This is a genomic window from Aquirufa rosea (assembly GCF_004118285.1).
GTDB classification, from domain to species: domain Bacteria; phylum Bacteroidota; class Bacteroidia; order Cytophagales; family Spirosomataceae; genus Aquirufa; species Aquirufa rosea.
The window spans coordinates 247,854-270,336 of the sequence record NZ_SDHY01000001.1; the positions used below are offsets into that span (position 1 = coordinate 247,854).

General features: G+C 37.5%; 22 protein-coding genes. 15 read left to right on the plus strand and 7 right to left on the minus strand.

Features of this window, described 5'->3' with window-relative positions; translation table 11 throughout:
* Nucleotides 1–31: 31 nt before the first annotated feature.
* The 4 genes from ligA to ESB04_RS01145 are packed head-to-tail and all read left to right on the plus strand — an operon-like array spanning nucleotide 32 to nucleotide 3,665.
* Entirely contained in the window at nucleotides 32–2,032 is a 2,001-nt protein-coding gene (ligA, locus tag ESB04_RS01130; RefSeq protein WP_129025385.1) for an NAD-dependent DNA ligase LigA, read from the plus strand.
* A 3-nt stretch (nucleotides 2,033–2,035) separates the two neighbouring features.
* Nucleotides 2,036–2,929 (plus strand): 4-hydroxy-tetrahydrodipicolinate synthase, encoded by an 894-nt coding sequence (gene dapA / locus ESB04_RS01135; protein WP_129025387.1) that lies wholly within the window; start codon nucleotides 2,036–2,038, stop codon nucleotides 2,927–2,929.
* A 3-nt stretch (nucleotides 2,930–2,932) separates the two neighbouring features.
* Complete coding sequence (locus tag ESB04_RS01140; protein ID WP_129025389.1) at nucleotides 2,933–3,235, plus strand: Dabb family protein; 303 nt, start codon at nucleotides 2,933–2,935, stop codon at nucleotides 3,233–3,235.
* Complete coding sequence (locus ESB04_RS01145; protein ID WP_129025391.1) at nucleotides 3,216–3,665, plus strand: hypothetical protein; 450 nt, start codon at nucleotides 3,216–3,218, stop codon at nucleotides 3,663–3,665. Before ESB04_RS01140 ends, ESB04_RS01145 begins: the two co-directional genes overlap by 20 nt.
* On the opposite strand, the gene ESB04_RS01150 is transcribed toward ESB04_RS01145, so the two are convergent.
* Nucleotides 3,631–5,067 (minus strand): alpha-L-fucosidase, encoded by a 1,437-nt coding sequence (locus ESB04_RS01150; protein ID WP_129025393.1) that lies wholly within the window; start codon nucleotides 5,065–5,067, stop codon nucleotides 3,631–3,633. The two genes, ESB04_RS01145 and ESB04_RS01150, sit on opposite strands and share 35 nt — an antisense overlap.
* 220 nt (nucleotides 5,068–5,287) lie before the next feature.
* Here ESB04_RS01150 and fucP point away from each other — a divergent pair, with 220 nt between their 5' ends.
* The 10 genes from fucP to ESB04_RS01200 are packed head-to-tail and all read left to right on the plus strand — an operon-like array spanning nucleotide 5,288 to nucleotide 14,752.
* Nucleotides 5,288–6,631, plus strand: a complete 1,344-nt coding sequence (gene fucP, locus ESB04_RS01155) for an L-fucose:H+ symporter permease (RefSeq protein ID WP_129025396.1) — start codon at nucleotides 5,288–5,290, stop codon at nucleotides 6,629–6,631.
* Nucleotides 6,632–6,635: 4 nt separating this feature from the next.
* Nucleotides 6,636–6,965, plus strand: a complete 330-nt coding sequence (locus ESB04_RS01160) for an L-rhamnose mutarotase (protein ID WP_129025398.1) — start codon at nucleotides 6,636–6,638, stop codon at nucleotides 6,963–6,965.
* 14 nt (nucleotides 6,966–6,979) lie between these two features.
* Entirely contained in the window at nucleotides 6,980–8,635 is a 1,656-nt protein-coding gene (locus ESB04_RS01165; RefSeq protein WP_129025400.1) for a UxaA family hydrolase, read from the plus strand.
* Nucleotides 8,636–8,644: 9 nt separating this feature from the next.
* Nucleotides 8,645–9,412, plus strand: coding sequence for an SDR family NAD(P)-dependent oxidoreductase (locus tag ESB04_RS01170; RefSeq protein ID WP_129025402.1), 768 nt, complete (start codon nucleotides 8,645–8,647; stop codon nucleotides 9,410–9,412).
* An 11-nt stretch (nucleotides 9,413–9,423) separates the two neighbouring features.
* Nucleotides 9,424–10,101 carry an SGNH/GDSL hydrolase family protein gene (locus tag ESB04_RS01175; protein WP_129025404.1) on the plus strand — a complete coding sequence of 226 codons (678 nt, stop codon included), beginning with the start codon at nucleotides 9,424–9,426 and terminating at the stop codon, nucleotides 10,099–10,101.
* Nucleotides 10,102–10,124: 23 nt separating this feature from the next.
* The gene (locus ESB04_RS01180) at nucleotides 10,125–10,973 is read left to right on the plus strand and encodes a fumarylacetoacetate hydrolase family protein (protein ID WP_129025406.1); all 849 of its coding nucleotides are present in this window, start codon (nucleotides 10,125–10,127) and stop codon (nucleotides 10,971–10,973) included.
* Nucleotides 10,966–11,805: an amidohydrolase family protein gene (locus ESB04_RS01185; RefSeq protein WP_129025408.1), complete on the plus strand. Its 840-nt coding sequence runs from the start codon at nucleotides 10,966–10,968 to the stop codon at nucleotides 11,803–11,805. The genes ESB04_RS01180 and ESB04_RS01185 overlap by 8 nt, the downstream gene beginning before the upstream one ends.
* Complete coding sequence (locus ESB04_RS01190) at nucleotides 11,805–12,587, plus strand: L-fucose dehydrogenase (protein ID WP_129025410.1); 783 nt, start codon at nucleotides 11,805–11,807, stop codon at nucleotides 12,585–12,587. Before ESB04_RS01185 ends, ESB04_RS01190 begins: the two co-directional genes overlap by 1 nt.
* Nucleotide 12,588: 1 nt before the next feature.
* Entirely contained in the window at nucleotides 12,589–13,680 is a 1,092-nt protein-coding gene (locus ESB04_RS01195; RefSeq protein WP_129025412.1) for a D-TA family PLP-dependent enzyme, read from the plus strand.
* A 4-nt stretch (nucleotides 13,681–13,684) separates the two neighbouring features.
* On the plus strand, nucleotides 13,685–14,752 hold the full coding sequence (locus ESB04_RS01200) for a dipeptidase (protein WP_129025414.1): 1,068 nt from the start codon (nucleotides 13,685–13,687) through the stop codon (nucleotides 14,750–14,752).
* A 93-nt stretch (nucleotides 14,753–14,845) separates the two neighbouring features.
* Here ESB04_RS01200 and ESB04_RS01205 read toward each other — a convergent pair whose 3' ends face one another.
* The 6 genes from ESB04_RS01205 to ESB04_RS01230 form a co-directional block, all read right to left on the minus strand.
* Entirely contained in the window at nucleotides 14,846–15,595 is a 750-nt protein-coding gene (locus tag ESB04_RS01205) for an SDR family NAD(P)-dependent oxidoreductase (protein WP_129025416.1), read from the minus strand.
* Between the two features lie 47 nt (nucleotides 15,596–15,642).
* The gene (locus tag ESB04_RS01210; protein ID WP_129025418.1) at nucleotides 15,643–17,358 is read right to left on the minus strand and encodes an IlvD/Edd family dehydratase; all 1,716 of its coding nucleotides are present in this window, start codon (nucleotides 17,356–17,358) and stop codon (nucleotides 15,643–15,645) included.
* On the minus strand, nucleotides 17,355–17,990 hold the full coding sequence (locus tag ESB04_RS01215) for a hypothetical protein (protein WP_129025420.1): 636 nt from the start codon (nucleotides 17,988–17,990) through the stop codon (nucleotides 17,355–17,357). Before ESB04_RS01215 ends, ESB04_RS01210 begins: the two co-directional genes overlap by 4 nt.
* A gap of 25 nt (nucleotides 17,991–18,015) precedes the next feature.
* The gene (locus ESB04_RS01220; protein ID WP_129025422.1) at nucleotides 18,016–19,152 is read right to left on the minus strand and encodes a MalY/PatB family protein; all 1,137 of its coding nucleotides are present in this window, start codon (nucleotides 19,150–19,152) and stop codon (nucleotides 18,016–18,018) included.
* Nucleotides 19,149–19,820 (minus strand): N-acetylmuramoyl-L-alanine amidase-like domain-containing protein, encoded by a 672-nt coding sequence (locus ESB04_RS01225; RefSeq protein WP_164969565.1) that lies wholly within the window; start codon nucleotides 19,818–19,820, stop codon nucleotides 19,149–19,151. Before ESB04_RS01225 ends, ESB04_RS01220 begins: the two co-directional genes overlap by 4 nt.
* A 126-nt stretch (nucleotides 19,821–19,946) precedes the next feature.
* Nucleotides 19,947–21,662 (minus strand): alpha-amylase family glycosyl hydrolase, encoded by a 1,716-nt coding sequence (locus ESB04_RS01230; protein WP_129025426.1) that lies wholly within the window; start codon nucleotides 21,660–21,662, stop codon nucleotides 19,947–19,949.
* A gap of 163 nt (nucleotides 21,663–21,825) precedes the next feature.
* Between ESB04_RS01230 and pgmB the strand changes: the two genes are divergently transcribed.
* The gene (gene pgmB / locus ESB04_RS01235; RefSeq protein WP_129025428.1) at nucleotides 21,826–22,476 is read left to right on the plus strand and encodes a beta-phosphoglucomutase; all 651 of its coding nucleotides are present in this window, start codon (nucleotides 21,826–21,828) and stop codon (nucleotides 22,474–22,476) included.
* Nucleotides 22,477–22,483: the final 7 nt, after the last annotated feature.

The following is a 22,483-nucleotide window of genomic DNA, read 5'->3' on the forward strand; positions in this document are numbered from 1 at the left end:
CCATTTAACTTTAAGGAATAAAATTAGATTCATGGATGTCAAAAAAAGAATGGATGAATTAATCCTTCAAATTAATCGGTACAATGAGGCCTATTATCAACACAATGAAAGCCTTATTTCAGATCAAGAATTTGATAATCTATTGGCAGAACTTCAAAAGTTAGAAAGTGAAAACCCTCTTTTCGCGTATCCTGATAGCCCTACTCAACGTGTGGGAGGAACCATTACTAAACAATTTAAAAGTGTTAAACATCGCTATCCTATGCTTTCCTTGGGAAATACCTACAGTGAGCAGGAATTAAGGGATTTTGACGATCGAGTGGCAAAAGGGTTGGAGGGTGAGGATTATGAATACATCTGTGAACTTAAATTTGATGGAGTTGCCTTATCCTTTTGGTATGAAAATGGACAACTTATCAAAGGTGTCACTCGAGGAGATGGAACACGAGGGGATGACATTACAAATAATATCAAAACAATCAAGCATTTACCACTCCGATTAAATTCTTCCATTTTTCCTAGAGAATTTGAATTGAGAGGGGAAGGTTATATGCCTCTTTCTTCCTTTGAAGCCATAAATGAGCAAAAGTTAAAACAAGGAGAGGCACCTCTCGCTAATCCAAGAAACGCGGCTTCTGGTACATTCAAAATGCAAGACTCTGCTGAGGTTGCGAGAAGAAATATGGCTTGCTATATATATGCCATGGTAGGGGATGAAAATCCATTTCAAACTCATGAGGAAAGTTTAATTGCCTTGAATCAGGCCGATTTTCCAGTATCTCCAACTTGGAAAAAATGTAAATCCATCGACGAGGTTTTAGAATATATTCACAGTTGGAAGGATAAAAGAAATGAATTACCACTCAATACGGATGGTATCGTTATCAAAGTCAATGACTATGAACAACAAAATAGGTTAGGATTTACGGCAAAATCTCCACGCTGGGCCATAGCTTATAAATATCCTTCAGAAATTGCGGAAACTGAGATTCTCAGCATTAGTTATCAAGTTGGACGAACCGGAAATGTAACTCCGGTGGCTAATTTAACACCTGTTTATTTGGCTGGCACTATGGTCAAGAGAGCCTCGGTGCACAACGCCAATGAAATGGATCGTTTGGATTTACGAAAACATGACACAGTATTCGTTGAAAAAGGAGGTGAGATTATACCAAAAATTACCTCAGTCAACTTGAGTAAGCGTAAAGAAAATACACAAGCATTTATTTTCCCCGAGCAATGCCCAGCCTGTGGTAGTACACTAGTTCGACAAGAAGGTGAGGCCAATCATTATTGCTTGAATGAAAAAAAATGTCCACCGCAGATTAAAGGGAAAATAGAGCATTTCATTCAGAGAAAGGCCTTAAATATTGAGAATTTGGGCGTTGAAACGATCGACCTGTTAGTAGAAAAGGGCATTATTCATCACATTTCGGATTTATATCAATTAAATGAGCAATCCTTTCAAGGATTGGAAGGATTTCAAAGTAAATCCATTTCCAACATTTTGACTTCCATAGAAAAATCAAAAAGCGTTGCCTTCCGACAAGTTTTATTTGGCCTTGGAATTCGACATGTGGGGGCTACTATTGCGGAAAAATTGGTACAGCAATTTCATTCCATTGAAAAACTACAAAAAGCTACTTTGGAAGAATTAATTGCAGTACCCGAAATCGGAGAAAGAATTGCTAATAGTCTAAAAGAATATTTTGATGATGCGGATAATATCCAACAATTAGAGCGTTTAAAAGAAGCAGGCGTTCAGCTATCTGAAGAAATTAAAGAAATAGTTCTGGAGGGAGAAGCCTTACTAGGAAAAAGTTTTGTAATTTCGGGGGTGTTTAAAAACTTCGAAAGAGAAGAGTTAAAAGACAAAATTATCGCCCATGGAGGTAAGGTAGTTTCCAGTATTTCATCCAAACTAGATTATTTAGTTGCCGGCGAAAACATGGGTCCTGCCAAATTAGAAAAGGCAAATTCATTATCTATAAAAATTATCACCGAGGAAGAGTTTCTAGCTCTGCTCAACTAGCGTATGCACACATTACCTAAATTTTATGGGGTAGCACCAGCCCTTATCACACCTATGCAGACTGATCGAACGATTGATTGGAAAGCATTGGCAGAATTGGTTCAGTATGTATCGAATGGAGGTGTGGATTATTTGGTTGTCCAAGGAACAACGGGAGAATCTGTCACCACTACAGCTGATGAAAAGAAAAAAATCATAGCCACTGTTCAAGAATCCAATGAAAGAAATTTGCCCATTGTATATGGGTTAGGTGGAAATAATACAGAGAGTTTATTAAAGCAAATAAAGCAAACGTCTTTTGATGGGATTGATGCCATTTTATCGGTTTGTCCCTATTATAATAAACCCAGTGCCCGTGGAGTTATACAACATTACCGTGCCGTTGCGGATGCCTCCCCAGTGCCTGTAATTTTATACAATATCCCTGGAAGAACAGGCATAAATTTAAGTCCTTCAACCATTTTAACATTAGCTGAGCACCCGAATATAATTGGCGTTAAGGAAGCGTCATGTGTAATAGAGCAGTGTATGGAAATAGCTGCGCATAAGCCATCAGATTTCTTGTTAATTTCTGGGGATGATGTACAAGCAGTTCCTATCATATCCATTGGGGGAGTAGGAGTTATGTCTGTTATTGCTAATGCATTTCCTCAACAATTCTCCGATATGATTCATGCGGCTTTAGAAGGTAATTTTGCAGAGGCGAGAAAATCGTTGGGAAGTTTCTTAGCCATAGATCCATATTTATATGAAGAAGGTAATCCCGTAGGTGTTAAGAAAATTTTAGCAATTAAAGGATTGATTCAAGCCCAAGTAAGAATGCCTTTGGCAGAAGCTTCCGATGAATTGGGAGTTAAATTATCTCGTATCATGAAACAAGAGAAAATATTTAATTAAGATATGTTTGTACACGTAGTAAATTTTTGGCTAAAAAAAGGTTTAAGTGAGCAGGAAATTCAAGCATTTGAAATAGGGGTGAAGTCCCTCGCTCAAATTGAAAGTATTAAAGATTTCAACGTAGGAAAACCTGCCAAAACAGAAAGACCAGTGATTGATCGCTCCTATGATTATTGCCTTTTGACCACTTTTGAAGGAGAAGCTGGACATGATTATTATCAAACAGCTCCTATCCACTTAGAATTTATCAAAAACTGTGCTCAGTATTGGGACAGAATCTTAATCTATGATTCAGAAACTATTTAAATTATTCAGCCTAGCTTTACTATTTTCATTAGCAGCTTGCTCTAAAAACGTCAAACCATCTACATACTATTCCCCTAATTTCAAAGATGGTGGAGTAGACCGTCATGATGGTTTGGGATTTGAAATTCCTGTTAAATATGCCATTGAAGTATTTTATTTCAATGAAAATCCTAAACAATCATACGAGGTAATAGATTTGGTTAGTATCTCGGGGGAAGTTCCTTTAGAAGACAAGCAAACTGTCAATGGCAAAATGCTCAACCGCGGAAACCACCAACTTAAGAAACAAGAATTATTAAGTCAAATGGTGGAAAAAGCTACTGAAATGGGGGCAAGCGCCCTGATGGATGTAAAATATCAAGTATATAGCACCCAATACGCGACTGGATACACTTTTAGTGGAAAAGCGATTCGTTACGTGTTGAAATAATTCGGTATAGTTCAAGATTAGAAATTAGAGGTTGCGCTCTGGAGTCTTCCAAAAATACCCGAATTTGTTTTACCATTTTTTCAGGAAAGGTAATCATTCTTTTATATCCTATTGTTTTGCCATTTAAAGTCAACTTTTCACCTGATTCAAGGGTAATTTCTATGGAGAAAGCTTTAATTCTTTGACCTAATGTAATAGGTTCTTGAAGCATAAAAGCATTAGCTCTGACAGCTTTATTAAACATCAAATCAATATAGGCTCGCTTGTCATTAGATTCTGGTGCCCAAGCCGTATTAATGGATTTATCTGTCAATAACTTAGAGGAATAATTGGAATTGTGCGTAGAACTAACTCGAATGACGCTATTTGTCGGATTAATCAAATTAATTAATCCTTTCTTTCTAAGATCCGCGAAACCTATCATTGCAGCAGAATCATTTGGATGAATTAATCCTCGTGTATCCACGGGTATATTCAATAGTAAATTAGCATTTCTGCCCACAGAAGCCACATAGATTTTCATGAGTGAGTCAGGACTTTTTACTTTATTATCCTCATTAGGATGGTAATACCAGCCTGGTCTAATTGAAACATCTACCTCGGGAGCAACCCAATGACTACCATTTTCTTGCCCATTTCGATACTTATCAAAATTTGGAAATCCAGGATATATCTCGTCCTTATTAAATGGAGACCAAGAGGTTTCATAGTTATAGCCTCTTTCATTGCCTACCCAACGGATATCAGGACCATTATCGGAAAATTGAACGGCATCTGGCTGATACTTATTTACCATAGAATGAAAAAGAGGCCAATCATATACTTGCTTTTTACCATTAGGACCTTCACCATTCGCCCCATCGTACCAAAATTCAAAAATAGGACCATATTGCGTTAATAACTCTTTTTGCATTTTAGCATAAATCTTGTTGTATTCATCTGTACCATAAGCAGGATGAAAACGATCCCATGGAGAAAGATAAATTCCCATTTTTAAACCATATTCCTTACAAGCATTGGCTAATTCTTTGACTACATCTCCTTTTCCATTTTTCCACGGAGATTTTGCCACGGTATGACTAGTAAATTTGGATGGATATAAGGCAAATCCATCATGGTGTTTGGCAGTCAGTATCAATCCCTTCATACCAGAAGCTTTGGCTATTCGAGCCCATTGCCGACAATCCAGAGCAGAAGGATTAAAGTTATTTGGAGCCTCTTTTCCCTCCCCCCATTCCACGTTGGTGAATGTGTTCATATTGAAATGAACAAAACCATAATACTCCATGGCTTGCCATTTCAATTGTTTGGAAGAGGGAAGTGGAGCAAGAGGTGATATTTGTTGGGCTTGGCTAGTTAAAATGATACCCAAAAAAGAAAAGAAAAGTAAAATAACACGCATTTGAATAGGTGATATAAAATTGAAAGTAGAAAAACAGATATACAAAAATGTATTTAAATGATACAATAAATTTAAAGAAATTTACCTTAAACTCAATTGCAGGAAAAAAGTTTGAATTTTTTTAACATTTTACATGAAAATATTGAGCAAAAATCTGAAAAAAAATAAAAAAAGAGGGTAAATTAAGCCAACTAAACTCTTTTAACTCTAAAGTGAATACATGGCATTACCTCTAAATACAGATGATCAATTGGAATTAAGTCAAAGCAAAGACAATACTAATTATTTAGTTCCTTTTATTTTAGTTACTAGCTTATTTTTTTTGTGGGGTTTAGCCAACAGTCTTAATGGCACCTTAGTTAAACAGTTTCAAATAGCTTTAGACTTACAACGTTGGCAAGCCAATATAGTTGAAACCGCCTTTTACATGGGTTATTTTGTCATGGCAATTCCTGCTGGTATGGTCATGAAAAAGCTTGGTTATAAAATGGGTATCCTCATGGGACTCATTTTATATGCCGCTGGGGCTTTCTTATTTTATCCAGCAGCCTCGGTCAGAGAATATAGTTTTTTTTTAGGAGCCTTATTTTTAATAGCTAGTGGCATTGCATTTTTGGAAACTGCCGCCAATTTGTATGTTACTGTATTAGGAGATCCTAAAAAAGGTGATTTTCGACTTAATTTAGCTCAATCATTCAATGGAATCAGTACTATTTTAGGACCTGTCATTGGTGGTTTATTTATTTTTTCAGATCAAGAATATACCCGAGATTATCTTCAAAGCCTACCTAAGTTGGAAGCAGAGGCTATTCGTGTACACCAAGCTGCATCGGTACAAGGTCCATATTTAATCATCGGATTGGTTGTTGCCTTGGTTGCCATTTTATTTGCTATTACCAAAATGCCGGAAGTGAAGGCAGCGGGAGAAAGTAAATCATATACAGGCAATGTCAGTATAATCAGTTTATTAAAGCATAAACATTTACGTCTTGGCGTCATTGCACAATTTTGTAATATAGGAGCTCAGGTATCACTTTGGGGAAATTTTGTTGACTTTAAATTAGATTTTGCTCGAGATTCTAATTTATGGATTGTAGAGCAAATCTATCAAACTTCGTCGAGCATGACTCCTACACAAATTGCGAGTTTTCATGCCTCTTTTGCTTTTATACTCTTCATGGTAGGTCGATTTATAGGTACCTATTTCATGGGCAAATTTGAATCCAATCGTGTATTAGGAATTTATGCCATTGGATCGGTACTGTCCATTATAATCGCCATGTTAGGTGGAGGAATATTATCGGTAATTGCATTAATGATGGTATATTTTTTCCAATCCATCATGTTTCCTACTATCTTTGCGCTAGCATGTAAAGATTTGGGGGAAGGATCTAAGCTGGCATCCTCGTTAATTATTATGTCTATTGTGGGTGGAGCCGTTATTCCTCCATTTACTGCATATTTATTTAAAATAGGACCTTCCTTAGCATTAAGTATACCTCTTGCTTGCTTTTTGTTTATCGTATTTTACGCGTACCAAGGATTTAAAATCCAAAAAGTCTAGGGATATGCAACGATTTATGCTGATTCTCGACTTAAAAAATGAATCTAAACTTATTGAAACCTATGAAAACTATCACAAAAACATCCCCGCACATATTGCGGAAAGTATTCGTGCCTCTGGAATTGAATCCATGGAGATTTTTCGCTTTGAAAACCGATTAGTCATGGAGATTGTTGCCCATGACCATTTTAGTTTTGAAAAAAAGCAAATGATGGACGCCTCAAATTCAAAAGTTCAGGAATGGGAACAATTAATGAGTCAATTTCAACAAGTAATACCCGGGACCTCCAAAGGTCAAAAATGGGTGTTAACCAAACGAATTTTTAAACTATAATTAATGCTATTTTAATGTCCCGTTCTTATTTACATATACATCCAAAAGATAATTTACTCGTTGCTCTAAAAGATTTAAAAGCTGGAACTATTATAGAACATCTAGGTCAAAAAATTACCTTACAAGAAGATATTGCTGCTAAACATAAATTTACTACTCATGCTATTCCTAAAGGAGAAACGGCTACCATGTATGGTGTTTTAGTAGGAGTGGCCTCACAAAATATTCCTCAAGGTGGCCTCATTCATACTTTTAATTTACATCATGCCTCACAAGATTTCTTGGGAAAACAAAAAGAATATGAGTGGGAAGCTCCAAATGTAGAGCGATGGAAAAATACCACATTTAGGGGCTATCATCGTCCAGACGGGCAGGTGGGTACTCAGAACTACTGGTTAGTGATTCCGCTGGTATTTTGCGAAAATAGAAATATCGAGCTACTTAAAAATGCCTTTATTAAAGGTTTAGGATTTCAAAAAAATGACCCATTTACAGATCAGGTTATCGAATTAAAGAAGCAATTTGAAAGTGGGAGTGAATTAAAAACTAGTGAGATTAAAAAGTCCTTCCAAGGTGAATTACTTCAAAAATCTACCTCTTTCCCCAACGTTGATGGCATTAAATTTTTAAGACATGAAAGTGGCTGTGGAGAGAGTAAAGATGATTCAGAAATGCTTTGCGCCTTATTGGCAGGATATTGTGTCAATCCCAATGTAGGTGGTATTACCGTCTTGAGTCTGGGTTGCCAACATTCTCAAATAGAAACCTTTAAGCAATGCTTAAAAGCTATTGACCCCAATTTTTCCAAGCCTATTCATTTTTTCGAACAACAACAGGATGAAGGTAGTGGCGTAGAAAATTTGTTAAGTAAAGTTATTCTAAAAACTTTCCAAGGATTGGTGGAAATCAATCAAATCAGAAGAGAAGATGCCCCATTATCTAAGCTACGTCTTGGTGTAAAATGTGGTGGTTCAGATGGCTTTTCAGGAATTTCCGCCAACCCTGCAATTGGTCACACTGCTGACTTATTAGTAGCCTTAGGAGGAACCGTCATGATTGCAGAATTTCCCGAGTTATGTGGGGTAGAACAAGAATTACAAAATAGATCCATCAATGCCACTGTAGCTGATAATTTTGGCAAACTCATGCGTGAGTATGCCAAAAGAGCCGAAGCTGTGGGTGCTGGCTTTGATATGAATCCTTCACCAGGAAATATTAAGGATGGCTTGATAACCGATGCGATAAAATCTGCAGGAGCAGCTAAAAAAGCTGGAACTTCACCCATAGTGGATGCCTTGGGCTATGGTCAATATGCCAAAAAAAATGGTTTGAATTTAGTTTGCACCCCTGGAAATGATGTATTAGCTACCACAGGTATGGCTGGGGCAGGTGCTACTGTCCAATTATTTACCACAGGTTTAGGTACACCAACAGGGAATCCTATTAGTCCTATGGTAAAATTATCTACCAACACCCGTTTAGCAGAAAAGCTACCAGAAATCATTGATATCGATTGTGGACCAATTATTTCAGGTGAAAAAACCGTAGAAGAAATGGGAGAAGAAATTTTAGATTATGTCATACGTTTAGCTTCTGGCGAAATTAATACAAAAGCCATGGAATTAGGGCAAGATGATTTCATGTTCTGGAGAAGAGGAGTTTCATTATAATATTGATGTATGTTATTCTCATTACAACAAAAAATAGCAGTCATTACTGGAGGGGGATCAGGAATAGGAAAAGCAATTTCCTTACTGTTTGCCCAGCAAGGAGCAGAGGTTCATTTACTAGACCTAGAAAATGAAACATCACGAGCTACAGAGAAAGAGTTAAAAAAAATATCTCCCCAATCCTCTTTGCATATTGTAAATATCGCAAATATGGAAGAGGTGAAAAATATTTCTAGGCAAATTGGTCATATAGACATTTTGATTAACAATGCTGGAATAGCACAAATTGGAAATGTAGAGAATACCACCTCAGAAGGTTTTCAAGCTATTTTTGATGTCAATGTCAAAGGCGCATTTCATTGTATACAAGCGTTTATTCCTAGCATGTTAGCGAAATCTAATGGGGTAATTCTCAATATGGCATCAGTAGCAGCATCCGTTGGTATTCCTGATCGTTTTGGATATTCCATGACCAAAGGAGCTATCAGGTCTATGACTCAATCTGTGGCTAAGGATTATGTAAAGCAGGGCATCCGATGTAATTGCATTTCGCCAGGAAGAGTACATACACCATTTGTTGATGGATTTATTGCAAAAAACTACCCGGATAAAAAAGAAGAGATGTTTGCCAAATTATCGGCAACACAACCTATTGGACGCATGGCAGAACCACAAGAAATAGCCTTTTTAGCATTATATTTATGTTCAGATGAAGCCTCATTTATCACGGGTTGTGATTATCCCATTGATGGAGGATTTACCTATTTAAACAACTAACCTAAATTCGTATGAAAAGAAAAATCATATTTTCAATTGCTCTTTTACTTGTCTCTTTGAGTTCATTTTCACCAGCAAATCCTATTCGAATCGTATTTTTTGGTGATTCTATCACTCAGGCTGGAGTGTCCAAAACCGGGTATATCACTCAAATGCTGAGTATGTTGGCTAACCAAGGGATTGCAGACAAATATGAATTAATCGGTGCAGGAATAGGAGGGAACAAAATTTATGATTTGTACCTACGTCATGAAGATGATTTACTTGCTAAAAAACCCAATATCACGGTCATATATATTGGCATCAATGATGTTTGGCATAAGACATCCTCTAGAACAGGAACTGATGCGGATAAATTTGAAAAATTTTACAATGCTCTTATCAAAAAAGTTCAAGCGTCTGGTAGTCAAGTGGTTCTTTGCACTCCAACCGTCATTGGAGAGCGGTATGATGCTACCAATGAAAACGACGGAGATTTAAACCGTTATTCAGATATCATTCGTAAAATTGCGAAGAACAATAATTGTACCTTAATCGACTTGAGAAAAGCATTTTTGGCTTATGAACAAGCGAACAATACTGAGAACAAGGAATCTGGAATCTTGACCACCGACCGAGTTCATTTAAATGAAAATGGAAATAAATTTTTGGCTGAAACCATGTGGTCTGTGCTAAAAGATCTAAAATAATCATCGAGTAAATATATATTCCCATGAAATTAGTCCGTTTAGGAGACTTGAATAAAGAAAAACCTGCCGTCTTAATTGAAGATAAATACTATGATGTCAGTGCGTACTTTACTGACTTCAATGAAGATTTTTTTGAAAATGGAGGTTTAGAAAAATTAGATAAAATTGTTCAGACTGAAACTTTACCGCTTATTGCTAAACCAGGTAGAATAGGTTCATGTGTAGCGAGACCTTCCAAAATCATTTGTGTGGGTCTAAATTATGCGGATCATGCCAAAGAAACGGGAGCGGCTATTCCTAGCGAACCAATCTTATTTTTCAAAAGCACTTCTGCCTTAAGTGGACCTTTTGATGATGTCATTATTCCTAAAAATTCAGTTAAGACGGACTGGGAAGTAGAATTTGCTATTGTGATTGGCAAAAAGGCCTCTTATGTGGAGGAATCAGATGCCTATAATTATGTCGCTGGCTATTGTTTACATAATGATATTTCTGAAAGAGAATTTCAATTAGAAAGAGGAGGTAACTGGTCTAAAGGTAAAGGCTGCGATACCTTTGCTCCTTTGGGTCCATTTTTAGCCACTAAGGATGAAATTACGGATGTCCACAACTTAAATATGTGGTTGGACATCAACGGCAAAAGATTTCAAAGTAGTAATACCAGTCAATTGATATTTAATGTTCCTCAAATAGTATCTTACATATCTCAATTCATGACCTTATTGCCTGGCGATGTTATCTCTACGGGCACTCCCCATGGAGTGGGACTGGGATTAAACCCTCCGTTATTTTTAAAACCGGGAGATGTTATGACTTTGGGAATGGAGGGTCTTGGTGAACAAAAACAAACTGCCGTAGCTTATCATGCCTAAAATCATTGACGCTCACCAACATTTTTGGAATTATCAGCCGGAAAGGGATACCTGGATTACGGATGAGATGTCAACCATTCAAAGAGACTTTTATCCTCAGGAAAGCCAAATCGTCTTTCAAAATAACGGAATTGAGGGTTGCATAGCTGTTCAAGCTGATTCTTCTGAAGAAGAAACCTTATTTTTGCTGGCTCTAGCCGAGCAAAATGATTTCATCAAAGGTGTTGTGGGTTGGATTGACTTACAGTGTAATGATGTAGAACCAAGGTTGGAATATTTTTCTCAATTTGAAAAATGTATAGGCTTTCGCCACGTCATTCAGGCGGAAAAAGACCCATTGTTTTTCCAAAGACCCAACTTTATTCAAGGTGTCAAAGAATTAGCCTCATTTGATTATACCTATGATATATTAATCTATCCTCATCAATTGAAGGAAAGTGCATTATTTGCTCAAAAAGTAGATAATCAAAAATTAGTTCTGGATCACTTGGCTAAACCTCCATTCAAATCCAAGGATCTCAAACAATGGAAGGAAGATATACGGGGCTATAAGCCTTTAGAACATGTTTCTGCCAAAATTTCTGGGCTTGTAACGGAGGCAGATTGGGCTCATTGGTCTAAAGACGAAATAAAAGAATCGATCGAAGTGGCATTGGAGGTTTTTGGTACTAAAAGACTCATGTTTGGTTCTGATTATCCCGTGGTGCTTGTTGCTTCCCCTTTGGAAAAATGGGTGGAAGTATTTAAAGAGAGTATCTCCGAGTTGAGCCCTTCTGAGCAAGAGGACATCTCGTTGAATAATTGTATATCATTTTATCAAGTTGAATTATAATGAACTTAGGACTTAAAGAAAAGGTCATCATCGTTACTGGGGGCGCCAAGGGTATTGGAGAAGGAATCAGTCAATCATTGGCGCTAGAATCTGCCATGGTAGCCATCGTGGGTAGAAATAAGGTAGACAACGAAAAAACAGTGGCAAAAATTCAAGCCACGGGCGGACAAGCCTTCTCTTTTGTTGCTGAATTAACCCAACCAGAAGAATGTGAACGTGTAGTGAATGAGATATACCAATTTTTTGGGAAAATAGATGGATTGGTGAACAATGCTGGTATTAATGATGGAGTGAGTCTTGAATTAGGCAGCTATGAGCGTTTTATGCAGTCTTTGCACTCCAACCTAATTCATTATTATTTAATGGCCAAGGCATGTTTACCTCATTTAATCCAATCCAAAGGAGCCATTGTGAATATTGGTTCCAAAGTCGCAGAAACAGGACAGGGGGGGACTTCCGCCTACGCAGCCGCCAATGGTGGAAGAAATGCTCTCACACGTGAATGGGCAGTAGAATTATTAAAATATGGGATACGCGTAAATGCTGTCATTGTAGCAGAATGCTACACTCCATTATATGATAAATGGTTAAAAACCTTAGCAAATCCGGAAGAAACATTAGCCTCCATTACAGAGAAAATACCTTTAGGCAAGCGAATGACCACACCAGAGGAATTAGGTGATATGGTTACTTTTTTAATGTCAAAAAAATCCAGCCATACTACTGGTCAATTAATCCATGTAGATGGAGGTTATACTCATTTAGATCGCGCTTTAATTTAAGATGAATTTACCAAGTGCTCCTCTTCAAAGTCCTGGATTACTTGTCTTTCCTGAAAGGGTAAAGAAAAATATAGCCTACATCTTGCAATGTGTTGGTGGAAATCCCGATCGATTAAGACCACATATAAAAACACATAAAACCAAGGAGGTCAATGAATTACTGATGGCCGTCGGGATTACCCAATTCAAATGCGCTACCATAGCCGAGGCGGAACTTTTAGCTTTATCTAAAGCTCCTTCCATATTATTAAGTATGCAGCCCACCGGGCCCTATGTGTCCCGTTTGGCAGATTTAGTCCAACAATATCCTCAAAGTAAATTTGCCTGTCTGGTGGATGACAAGCAAGCAGCTGAGACTCTTTCTCAGGTATTTCAACAGAGAAAACTACAGATAGGAATTTTTATCGACATTAACGTGGGCATGAACCGGACGGGCATTCTTCCTTGCCTAGCGGAATCATTGATGCAAGTTGTGAAAAGCTTACCTCATCTTCATTTAGAAGGATTACATGCCTACGATGGACATATTCGTGATTTGAATCTTGATGAAAGAAAAGCCCATGTTAAGCGTGATTTTGTCGAGTTTCATCAGCTCATTCATGCTACTTCCTCAGAATTTCCTCACTTGGAATATTGTGTAGGAGGAACACCTAGTTTTTTAGTTCACTGTGAAAATCCAGACTTTGTTTGCAGTCCCGGAACATTTGTATTTTTCGATGCAGGATATACACCTCTTTATCCCCCCAATAGCCTACAAACTGCGCTGTATATCATAAGCCGAATAATTTCAAAACCAAGTCAACACACTATTTGCTTGGATTTAGGCCATAAATCGGTAGCTGCAGAAAACTCTATTGAAAACCGTGTACGATTTGTTGACTATCCAGATTTTAAACTTGTTAGTCAAAGTGAAGAACATGGCATAGTTGAAGTAGAGGACTCTGGTCCATTCGAAATAGGTCAAGAAATTTACATGATTCCCTATCATGTATGTCCTACCGTAGCCTTACATGCTTCTTTGCAAGTCATTGAAAATAATCAATTGGTAGGCCAATGGGAAGTATTAGCTAGAAACAGAAAAATCAATATCTAAGAAGATGCTACTATTTGATGCGCACCTAGACCTCAGCATGAATGCTTTGGAATGGAATAGAGATTTACGCTCAACCCTACAAGAAATCAATGAAAGAGAGCGAGGAATGACCGATAAGCCAGACAGAGGAAATGCCGTGATTTCATTGGAGGAGTTGAGAAAGGGAAATATAGGAATTGTAGTGGCTACCCAAATTGCTCGATATGTAGATAAAAATTCTAGCTTACCCGGATGGCATTCTCCTGAACAGGCTTGGGCGCAAACACAAGGGCAATTAGCCTATTACCAAGCTTTAGAAGCCTTGGGAGAATTGACCCCGATAAGAAATTGGAATGAGTTACAAGAGCATTTGAATTATTGGAATTCTACTCAAGATGCTAAAAAAAAGATCGGCTATATTTTAAGTTTAGAAGGGGCAGATTCTATCATTACGGTTGATCACCTAGATATCGCTTATCAATATGGACTTAGGGCTTTAGGACCTGCACATTATGGGCCAGGTAGATATGCTCAAGGGACCAATGCCACAGGAGGATTAGGTGAAAGTGGAAGAGCTTTGTTAAGTAGAATGGAAAAATTAGGAATCATCTTAGATGCCACCCATTTATGTGATGATAGTTTTTGGGAAGCCATGGAGCATTATGATGGTCCAGTTTGGGCAAGTCATCATAATTGTCGAGCCTTAGTAGATCACAATCGCCAATTTACGGATGAACAGTTCAAAGAATTAATACGTCGAGGTGCGGTTATCGGTATGCCCTTAGATGCCTGGATGATGGTACCCAATTGGGTAAGAGGAGTGTCTACACCAAAAAATATGAATGTCAGTTTAAACACCATGATTGACCATTTAGATCATATTTGTCAGTTGGCTGGAAATACTAATCATGTGGGTTTGGGTACAGATTTAGACGGTGGGTTTGGTACGGAACAATGTCCATATGATATTCAGAGTATTGCAGACCTACAAAAAATCCCAGATTTATTGGTTAAACGAGGATACAGCCACCAGGATGTAGAAAAGATTTGCCATAAAAACTGGATTAATTTTTTAGAGAAAACTTGGGAATAAATGATGAATGAACCCGATTATTAAGCTATACTATGACAAGCCATTTATAAATTATAATTCACCATTTACCATTCACCATTTACCATTCACCATTCACTTAGGAGGTATTCCAACCGAAGTCCATCCGCCATCAATAACCAAAGATTGGCCAGTTACATGTTTAGATTTTGGCGATAAGAAAAATAAAGCAGCTTGAGCGATGTCTTCTACTGTAGCAGGACAGCCCATTGGAGTAATGGAAGACCATTCTCGACGATAATCCTGATCTGAAAGGGTTCTTTCTGTCAAAGTAGCACCCGGACTTATCGTATTAATCCGTATTTGATACGGAGATAAATCAATGACAAGATTTTTAGCTAATTGATTTAATGCCGCCTTGGTCATTCCATAAGCTGCCAAATCGGGATGAGCTATATGCCCAGTAACAGAAGACATCAGTAAAATACTACCACCAAGATCAGCATCCCTCAATTTTTTCGCGACTAATTGAGCCAAAAAGAAAGTTCCTTTGATATTAATCTTCAAAATTTGATCTAAAGATTCTTTGGTATAAGACCAGAAATCACCAAAGGTTGTAATACCTGCATTACATACACATCCTGCTAAGGTTCCTGGTGTTTGGTCGATTAAATGGCTAAGTGATTCCAAAAAATCATCTGAACTTGCATCTGCACAAATACTGGAGAACTGATATAATCCTTGGTGATGTAATTGAGCTTGTGCTTTATCAATATGTTCCTGATTTACATCATTCCAAATCACATAATCTCCTTGCAATAAAATAGATTTAACTATCTCAAATCCAATACCTTGTGCAGCACCCGTTACAATATACTTTAACATATTCTTTATTAAGAAGGGCACCTAAATGCCCTTCTCACTTAAATCCATTAATGAGAATCTCTTGTTACCACAGAGCCAGAACCACCTTTTAGGAAATCAAAATCCGCCCCCTCATGCGCTTGAGACACACGATCAATAAACAAACCTACATATCCTCTAATATGGGCTTGAGCCTGAAATGGTTGAGCCAATTTGCGAGCTTCTAACTCTTCATCGGATACTTCCCAGTGGATAGATCTGTTATCTAAATCCAAGGAAATATAATCACCGTTTTGCACCCAATTTAGAGGTCCACCAGCAGCGGATTCTGGGGAAACGTGTAAAACTACCGTACCAAATCCTGTTCCACTCATTCTACCATCAGAGATTCGTACCATATCTTTGACACCTTTCTCCAATAATTTCTTAGGTATACCCATATTTCCCACTTCTGCCATACCAGGATATCCTTTCGGACCAACATTTTTCAATACCATCACAGAGGTTTCGTCAATATCCAAATTGGGATCATCCACACGAGCATGATAATCTTCAATATTTTCAAATACAACTGCCTTACCACGATGTTTAAATAATTCAGGAGAAGCGGCACTAGGTTTAACTACAGCCCCATTAGGAGCTAAATTCCCTTTTACAACCGCAATGCCAGAATCTGGTTTGAAAGCTGTTTCCAAGGTTGAAATAATGTTTGAATCATAAATTGGAGTATTTGCAATATTTTCCCCAACGGTTTTACCATTTACAGTGATAATATCAGTATGCAAAAACTCTTTCATTTGATTCATCAAGGCAGGCAAGCCTCCTGCATAATATAAATCCTCCATGAAATGAACTCCAGAAGGTTGAATATTAGCTAATAAAGGAACTTGCTTTGAAAATTTATCGAAATCATCCAAATCTAATTCAACGCCTATTCTACCTGCAATGGCTAATAAGTGAATCACAAAATTTGTAGAACCACCTGTAGCAGCATTGACGCGAATCGCATTTTCAAATGCTTGACGATTCAAAACTTTCGATAGTTTTAAATCTTCTTTGACCATTTCCACAATTCTTCTTCCCGACTGTTGGGCTAACACTTTTCTTCGCACATCTGCCGCAGGAATGGCTGCATTTTGAGGTAAACTTAAACCTAATGCCTCTACCATAGTGGCCATAGTGGAAGCCGTTCCCATAACGGCACAATGCCCAGGAGTTCTAGCCATACATGCCTCAGCCTCAATGAATTCTGCTTGAGATAATTCACCTAATTTATATGCCTCGGCAAAACGCCATACATCGGAAGTACCAATTTCCTTTCCTTTAAACTTGCCTTTCATCATGGGCCCTCCCGAAATAACCAAACTAGGCAAATCGACACTACAAGCCCCCATCACCAGAGAAGGAGTCGTTTTATCACAACCACACATTAATACAACTCCATCGATAGGATTAGCACGAATAGATTCTTCAACATCCATACTGGCCAAATTCCGATAAAGCATGGCGGTAGGTTTTATTAAAGTTTCCCCCAGTGACATCACTGGAAATTCGACTGGAAAACCTCCTGCTTCAATGACCCCCTTCTTAACGAATTCAGCTAATTCTCTGAAATGAGCATTGCAAGGGGTTAATTCAGACCAAGTATTACAAATACCAATAACAGGCTTCCCTTGAAAATAATCATCTGGAATACCTTGGTTTTTCATCCAAGCCCGATAAATAAATCCATCCTTTCCTGTCTTACCAAACCACTGTTGCGATCGTAATTTTTGCTCACTCATTGTTTTAAATCTTCTAAGTCTAAAGTTTTATTTAACACAAAGCTTCGGTCAAGACCCAAGCTGTAATAACAAGCTCTTATGCCATTTGGAAAATCCGCAAAGGAATCATTCCTGAAATCAAATGACCTTACAATATAAGATTTATCTACATGTAAACTATCATTTCCTGCGTAACCAAACTTTTGCCTCCCTTTCAATTGAGGAAATTCAATGGTTTTAATTTGCCCTTGAAAGTATTCATAAACAAGTATTTGACTACTTTTTCCTTGAAAGAACAAGAACCAAAATTCAGGGTGCATGTTCCTATTTAAATCAGTGGATAATATTTGTCTAACAGATGTAGCTTTAAATACCTTATAGAAAATGGTTTGACTTCCCTTTAAAATACTCAGGTAAACATGCTGATTTTTCAACTCTGCCCTTGCTTCAAAATCTTCAATTCGACTTATCCAATGATTGTCATTCTCTTTTTCTCTATCTACATCAACTTCCTTCAAATTGTATTTCAAAGAATCCTCATAGCGTTGAACTAAATCTACATCATCTAAAGATACGGTTGAGGGCTGATTTTCTTCCTCTACCTGAATATAATAAATGATGCCCGCCAGTACACTGAAGAGGAATATCACCATAAAAAACCGAATGAATGATTTCATTTCACTGAATCAAACTAGCTATGATCTGACAGGCTTCTTTGACTTGAGATAGTGGACAAGCAAAATTTAATCGAATAAAATTTTTCCCTTTGAACTGCTCTCCTCGTAAGACATGAAGACCTTTCTCTAAAAGACGCACTTGTAAATCTCCCCAAGTCTCATCATAAGAAATCCAGGCTAAATAGGTGGCTTCGAGTGGCAACATCCTTAAACCTGGGAATTGATGGATAAAATTCATTAAATAATCATGATTCTGTTTCAAGTAGGGCAGAAGCTGAGATAACCAATTGGCCCCATGCTGATAGGTGGCCGTCATCACGTCAATACTATGACGACTCAACATGGGCATATATCCAAAGGTTTTTTTCACAAAAGCCTCTCGAGTTACTTTATCTGGGATAATGGCGACACATCCACCCAAACCAGCTGTATTATAAGCCTTTGAAGTGGCAAAAAAACTAATCGACGGTATATCCTCGATCTGCTGACCAATACAAATATGTTGGGACTGAGGATAAATTTGCAAATCTGCATGAATCTCATCTGAGATAATCATACAATCATACTGCTTGCATAAGGTAATAATTCGATTAATTTCCTCCTGATTAAATACCGTACCACCAGGATTATGAGGATTACAAAATAAAAATACGGCAGGTTTTCGTTGTAAAGATTCCTCGAAGGCAGTAAAATCATATACCCAACGACCATTTTCCTCCACCATGGGAAAAGTAATCAAAGGTCTACCCAACCAAGTAGGTATTAAATGAAAAGGATGATAAACAGGAATAGGGGTCAAAACACCTCTCTCTTCATTAGCAAAAATATCACAGGCTAGGGTTATGCCCGGCACAATTCCAGGTAACCAAACCTGCCAATCAAGTGAAGTTTCCCAAGCATAATCATTTTTTAATTTGGCTTGAGCAAGTACTTTTAGCGAATCAGGAACGATGGAATAACCTAAGACACCATGCTGAGTTATTTTATCTAATGCCTCTAATATTTCATCTGCCACAGCAAACTCCATATCAGCCACAGGCATTGGGAGTATCGTTTTGCCATCATATAATGGATTATCCCATTTGTAACTGGATGTATTTTTACGATCGATTACTTGATCAAAATTGTATTGTTTCATTTAATAAAATTAGGTCTAAAAACCTGAAAGCCAAGAAAGGAGGGATGTGATTTAAGGTAATCTGTTAAATTCTTTTCCGATATGCATACTTTTTTTGCCTCTTGAGAGGCATGCAATAGATACCAATTTTTTTTCTTTTGAACTATAAAACCCGTGTGCTGAACATCTAAGTTATTTCTTCTGGAAACAAATGTGATGATATCTCCATCCCTTAACCAGGGTAATATGCCAGTCACCTGAGCCGTCGGGAAATAACTTATGGACTGTCCGGCCAATTTCTGTTCCATATGTTGTAATTCTGGAATCGAAATATTTTTATTTTTAGAACGGTAGAAATTAGACAGAAAAGAAAATGTCTTTTTACTATTCACTTCAACTGGACTATGCACTTGTTCCAAACGCTTTTCCGTGACCATTCGACGCAGTGCACTCGTAAAATAGTGTTCGCGCGTTTCAAATCGAATATCATTCGGATTGGAATACCTCCAATAAATCAGATTCTTCTTGTACAAAGAATCTTGCCCCTTAGAAGCATATAGTGACATGACATTTTCAATGAAAGTGACACAATCAAAATCCTCTAGAGAAATATAAACACGCTCTGGATTCTCCGGAGATAAAGCGAAGGCTATGTAAGGCTTACCTAAAAAATATTCGGCTAAAATCATGTGATTTTTCTGTTTATTAGCCAAATGAATTCGATTCTGTAAATCGAGTGGTATCCATTTATCTTGCGCAAAGCAAGAGTAGGAATATACAAGAAGAAATGAGAGGAAAGCTGTTCGCATCAAATATCACAATTTACCTTTGGAAACTACTCGATAAAAGTTAGCGCTATTTGAATAGACAACCTGCGTATTAACTTTAGAGCCTTGTAAATGAGGAGGAACAAAGCTTTGAATATAATTCAACACCACATCATTCATCCCCATCATATTGAGGGCTAGTTCTGGAATGATAATATCCAATGTATAATCTTGATGGGCATCAAAATTACATACAATCAATAAGCAATCTTGCTCCGTATATCGTAAAAAAGCATAGACTTTACGCTTAGGATATTCTTCATTTTGCGCGTATTGCAAATCGAAAAATTTACCTCTCTGAATGCATGGATTGGAATGAACGAATTGATAAAGCTTAACATAAAAATCATCCAATTGCTTTTCCTGAAGGGTTAATAAACTCCCATCAAATTTGCCCTTATTCATCCAGCGTTGATGAGTTTCTACCCGCCAAAAATCATACATGGTCGTACGATCCAAAGCCTCATTAAATCCTTCACATTCATTGGCGGGCTCAGCAAATTCTTGGCCCATATAATGCATAATAGGCCCATGATGCAAGCAGGCTATAATCACCATAGCTGGAATACTCGACCATAAATTATGCTGAGCAAATCCAGGGCTATTGATTCTCGTTTCATCATGATTTTCTAAAAAACGCAACATATGTTCTCCGAATTCCCCTGACTCTTGTTGCCATACTCGCGTTATATCCTCTACGCTTGCCTCTGGTTTTTCCTCCATTAATCGACGTAGCGCATCATATAAGCCTACTTTATCATATAAATAATCAAATCCCCCTTTAAAAATGTAATCATGATAACGATGAGGCTGATAAATCTCCGCAATGAAGGTTATTTCAGAATTAATAGCCTTTATTTTAGGAATAACATAGGCCCAAAACTCGACGGGAACCATTTCTGCCATATCACAGCGAAAGGAATCTACACCCACATTTGTCCAAAAAATCAGAACATCTAAAAGCTTATTCCAGGTATCTGGAACAGGGTCAAAATGCTTTTCTTGCTGATGTTGAAAATCGATTCCATAATTCAATTTGACGGTTTCAAACCAATCATTTTTATAGGGCTGTGCAGAAAAAACATTGTTACCACTGGCCTTCGCAGGTATTTCAATATAGGGAATTGTACATGGTACAGGACAAGTCCAATCAGAAGGAACAGAAAATTGAGTACCGGGTAAGTAATAAAAGTTATTATTGGGGTCAAAGGCCTTATCCACTTGATCATTCACTCCAAAATCAATAATTCCCTTTGGCTTTTTATCTGAAAGATATTGTCTGGCTAAATGGTTGGGAACAAAATCAATGATTAATTTAAGATTGGAATGATGAATACGTTGTAACATCGCTTCGAATTCCTCCCAACGTTGGGAGGGATCAGTGGCCAGAAAAGGATTAACATCATAATAATCCTTGATAGCGAAAGGAGAGCCAGCCCTCCCTTTAACGATGGATGGATGATCTAGAGGGATTCCCCAGGCAGAAAAATCCTCCATCGTAGCATGCTCGATTAATCCAGTGGCGTATATATGTGTAAAACCTTTATTAGCTAATGCCTGTAAAGCCTTGTCCGAGACATCCTTAAATTTAGTAACGCCATTCTGTTCACATGAACCATTATATACCAAATTAGTATTGGTATTCCCCCATAAATGGAACATCATCTGATATATAATGATCTTGTGATTTCGTACTTCTTGCATCGAACGATTAAAATGAAAAAGATTAATCTGAATTATCTAAATTAATCAAATTTCCCTTATTCCCCTAAATCCATATCATGGAATGAATAGGAGCAAATTACTTTTCCTAGCCATAGAAAAAGTGTATTTTTGATATGATTGAATTGACCCTAGAAAATTAGTAATGATTTATAAAGCCTGTTTATTTGATTTGGATGGAGTGCTTGTAGATACTGCCTCTTATCATTATCAAGCCTGGAAACAATTAGCTCATCGATTTAACTTTGACCTTAGCTTAGAGCAAAATGAAGAGCTAAAAGGTATATCTCGAGTAGAATCCTTAGAAAGAATACTACAATGGGCTAATTATCAAGCCAATAGCGAACTTAAAGAAATTTGGCTCCGAGAAAAAAATGAGGCATATCTGAATCTGATTTCTCAAATGAATCCCGGGGAGATATTGCCGGGTGTTTTAGATTTCCTTGGACAACTCAAGGAATTAGGATTTTTAATAGCATTGGGCTCAGCCAGTAAAAATGCCGAAATTATTTTACAAAAAACCGGATTGCTACCTTGGTTTGATGCCATTATCGATGGCAATGTGGTAACGACAAGTAAACCTAATCCAGAAGTATTTTTAAAAGGCGCTGAAGCCTTAGACTGTTCAGCCAATGAATGCATCGTATTTGAGGATGCACAAGCTGGAATAGAGGCCGCAAAAGCAGCAGGTATGAAGGTAATTGGAATAGATACGCATCAAACACTAAAAGGGGCTGATAAAATTATTCCTACATTTAGTGGAGTTGATGCCCAATCATTATTACAATTTAAATAACATCAAG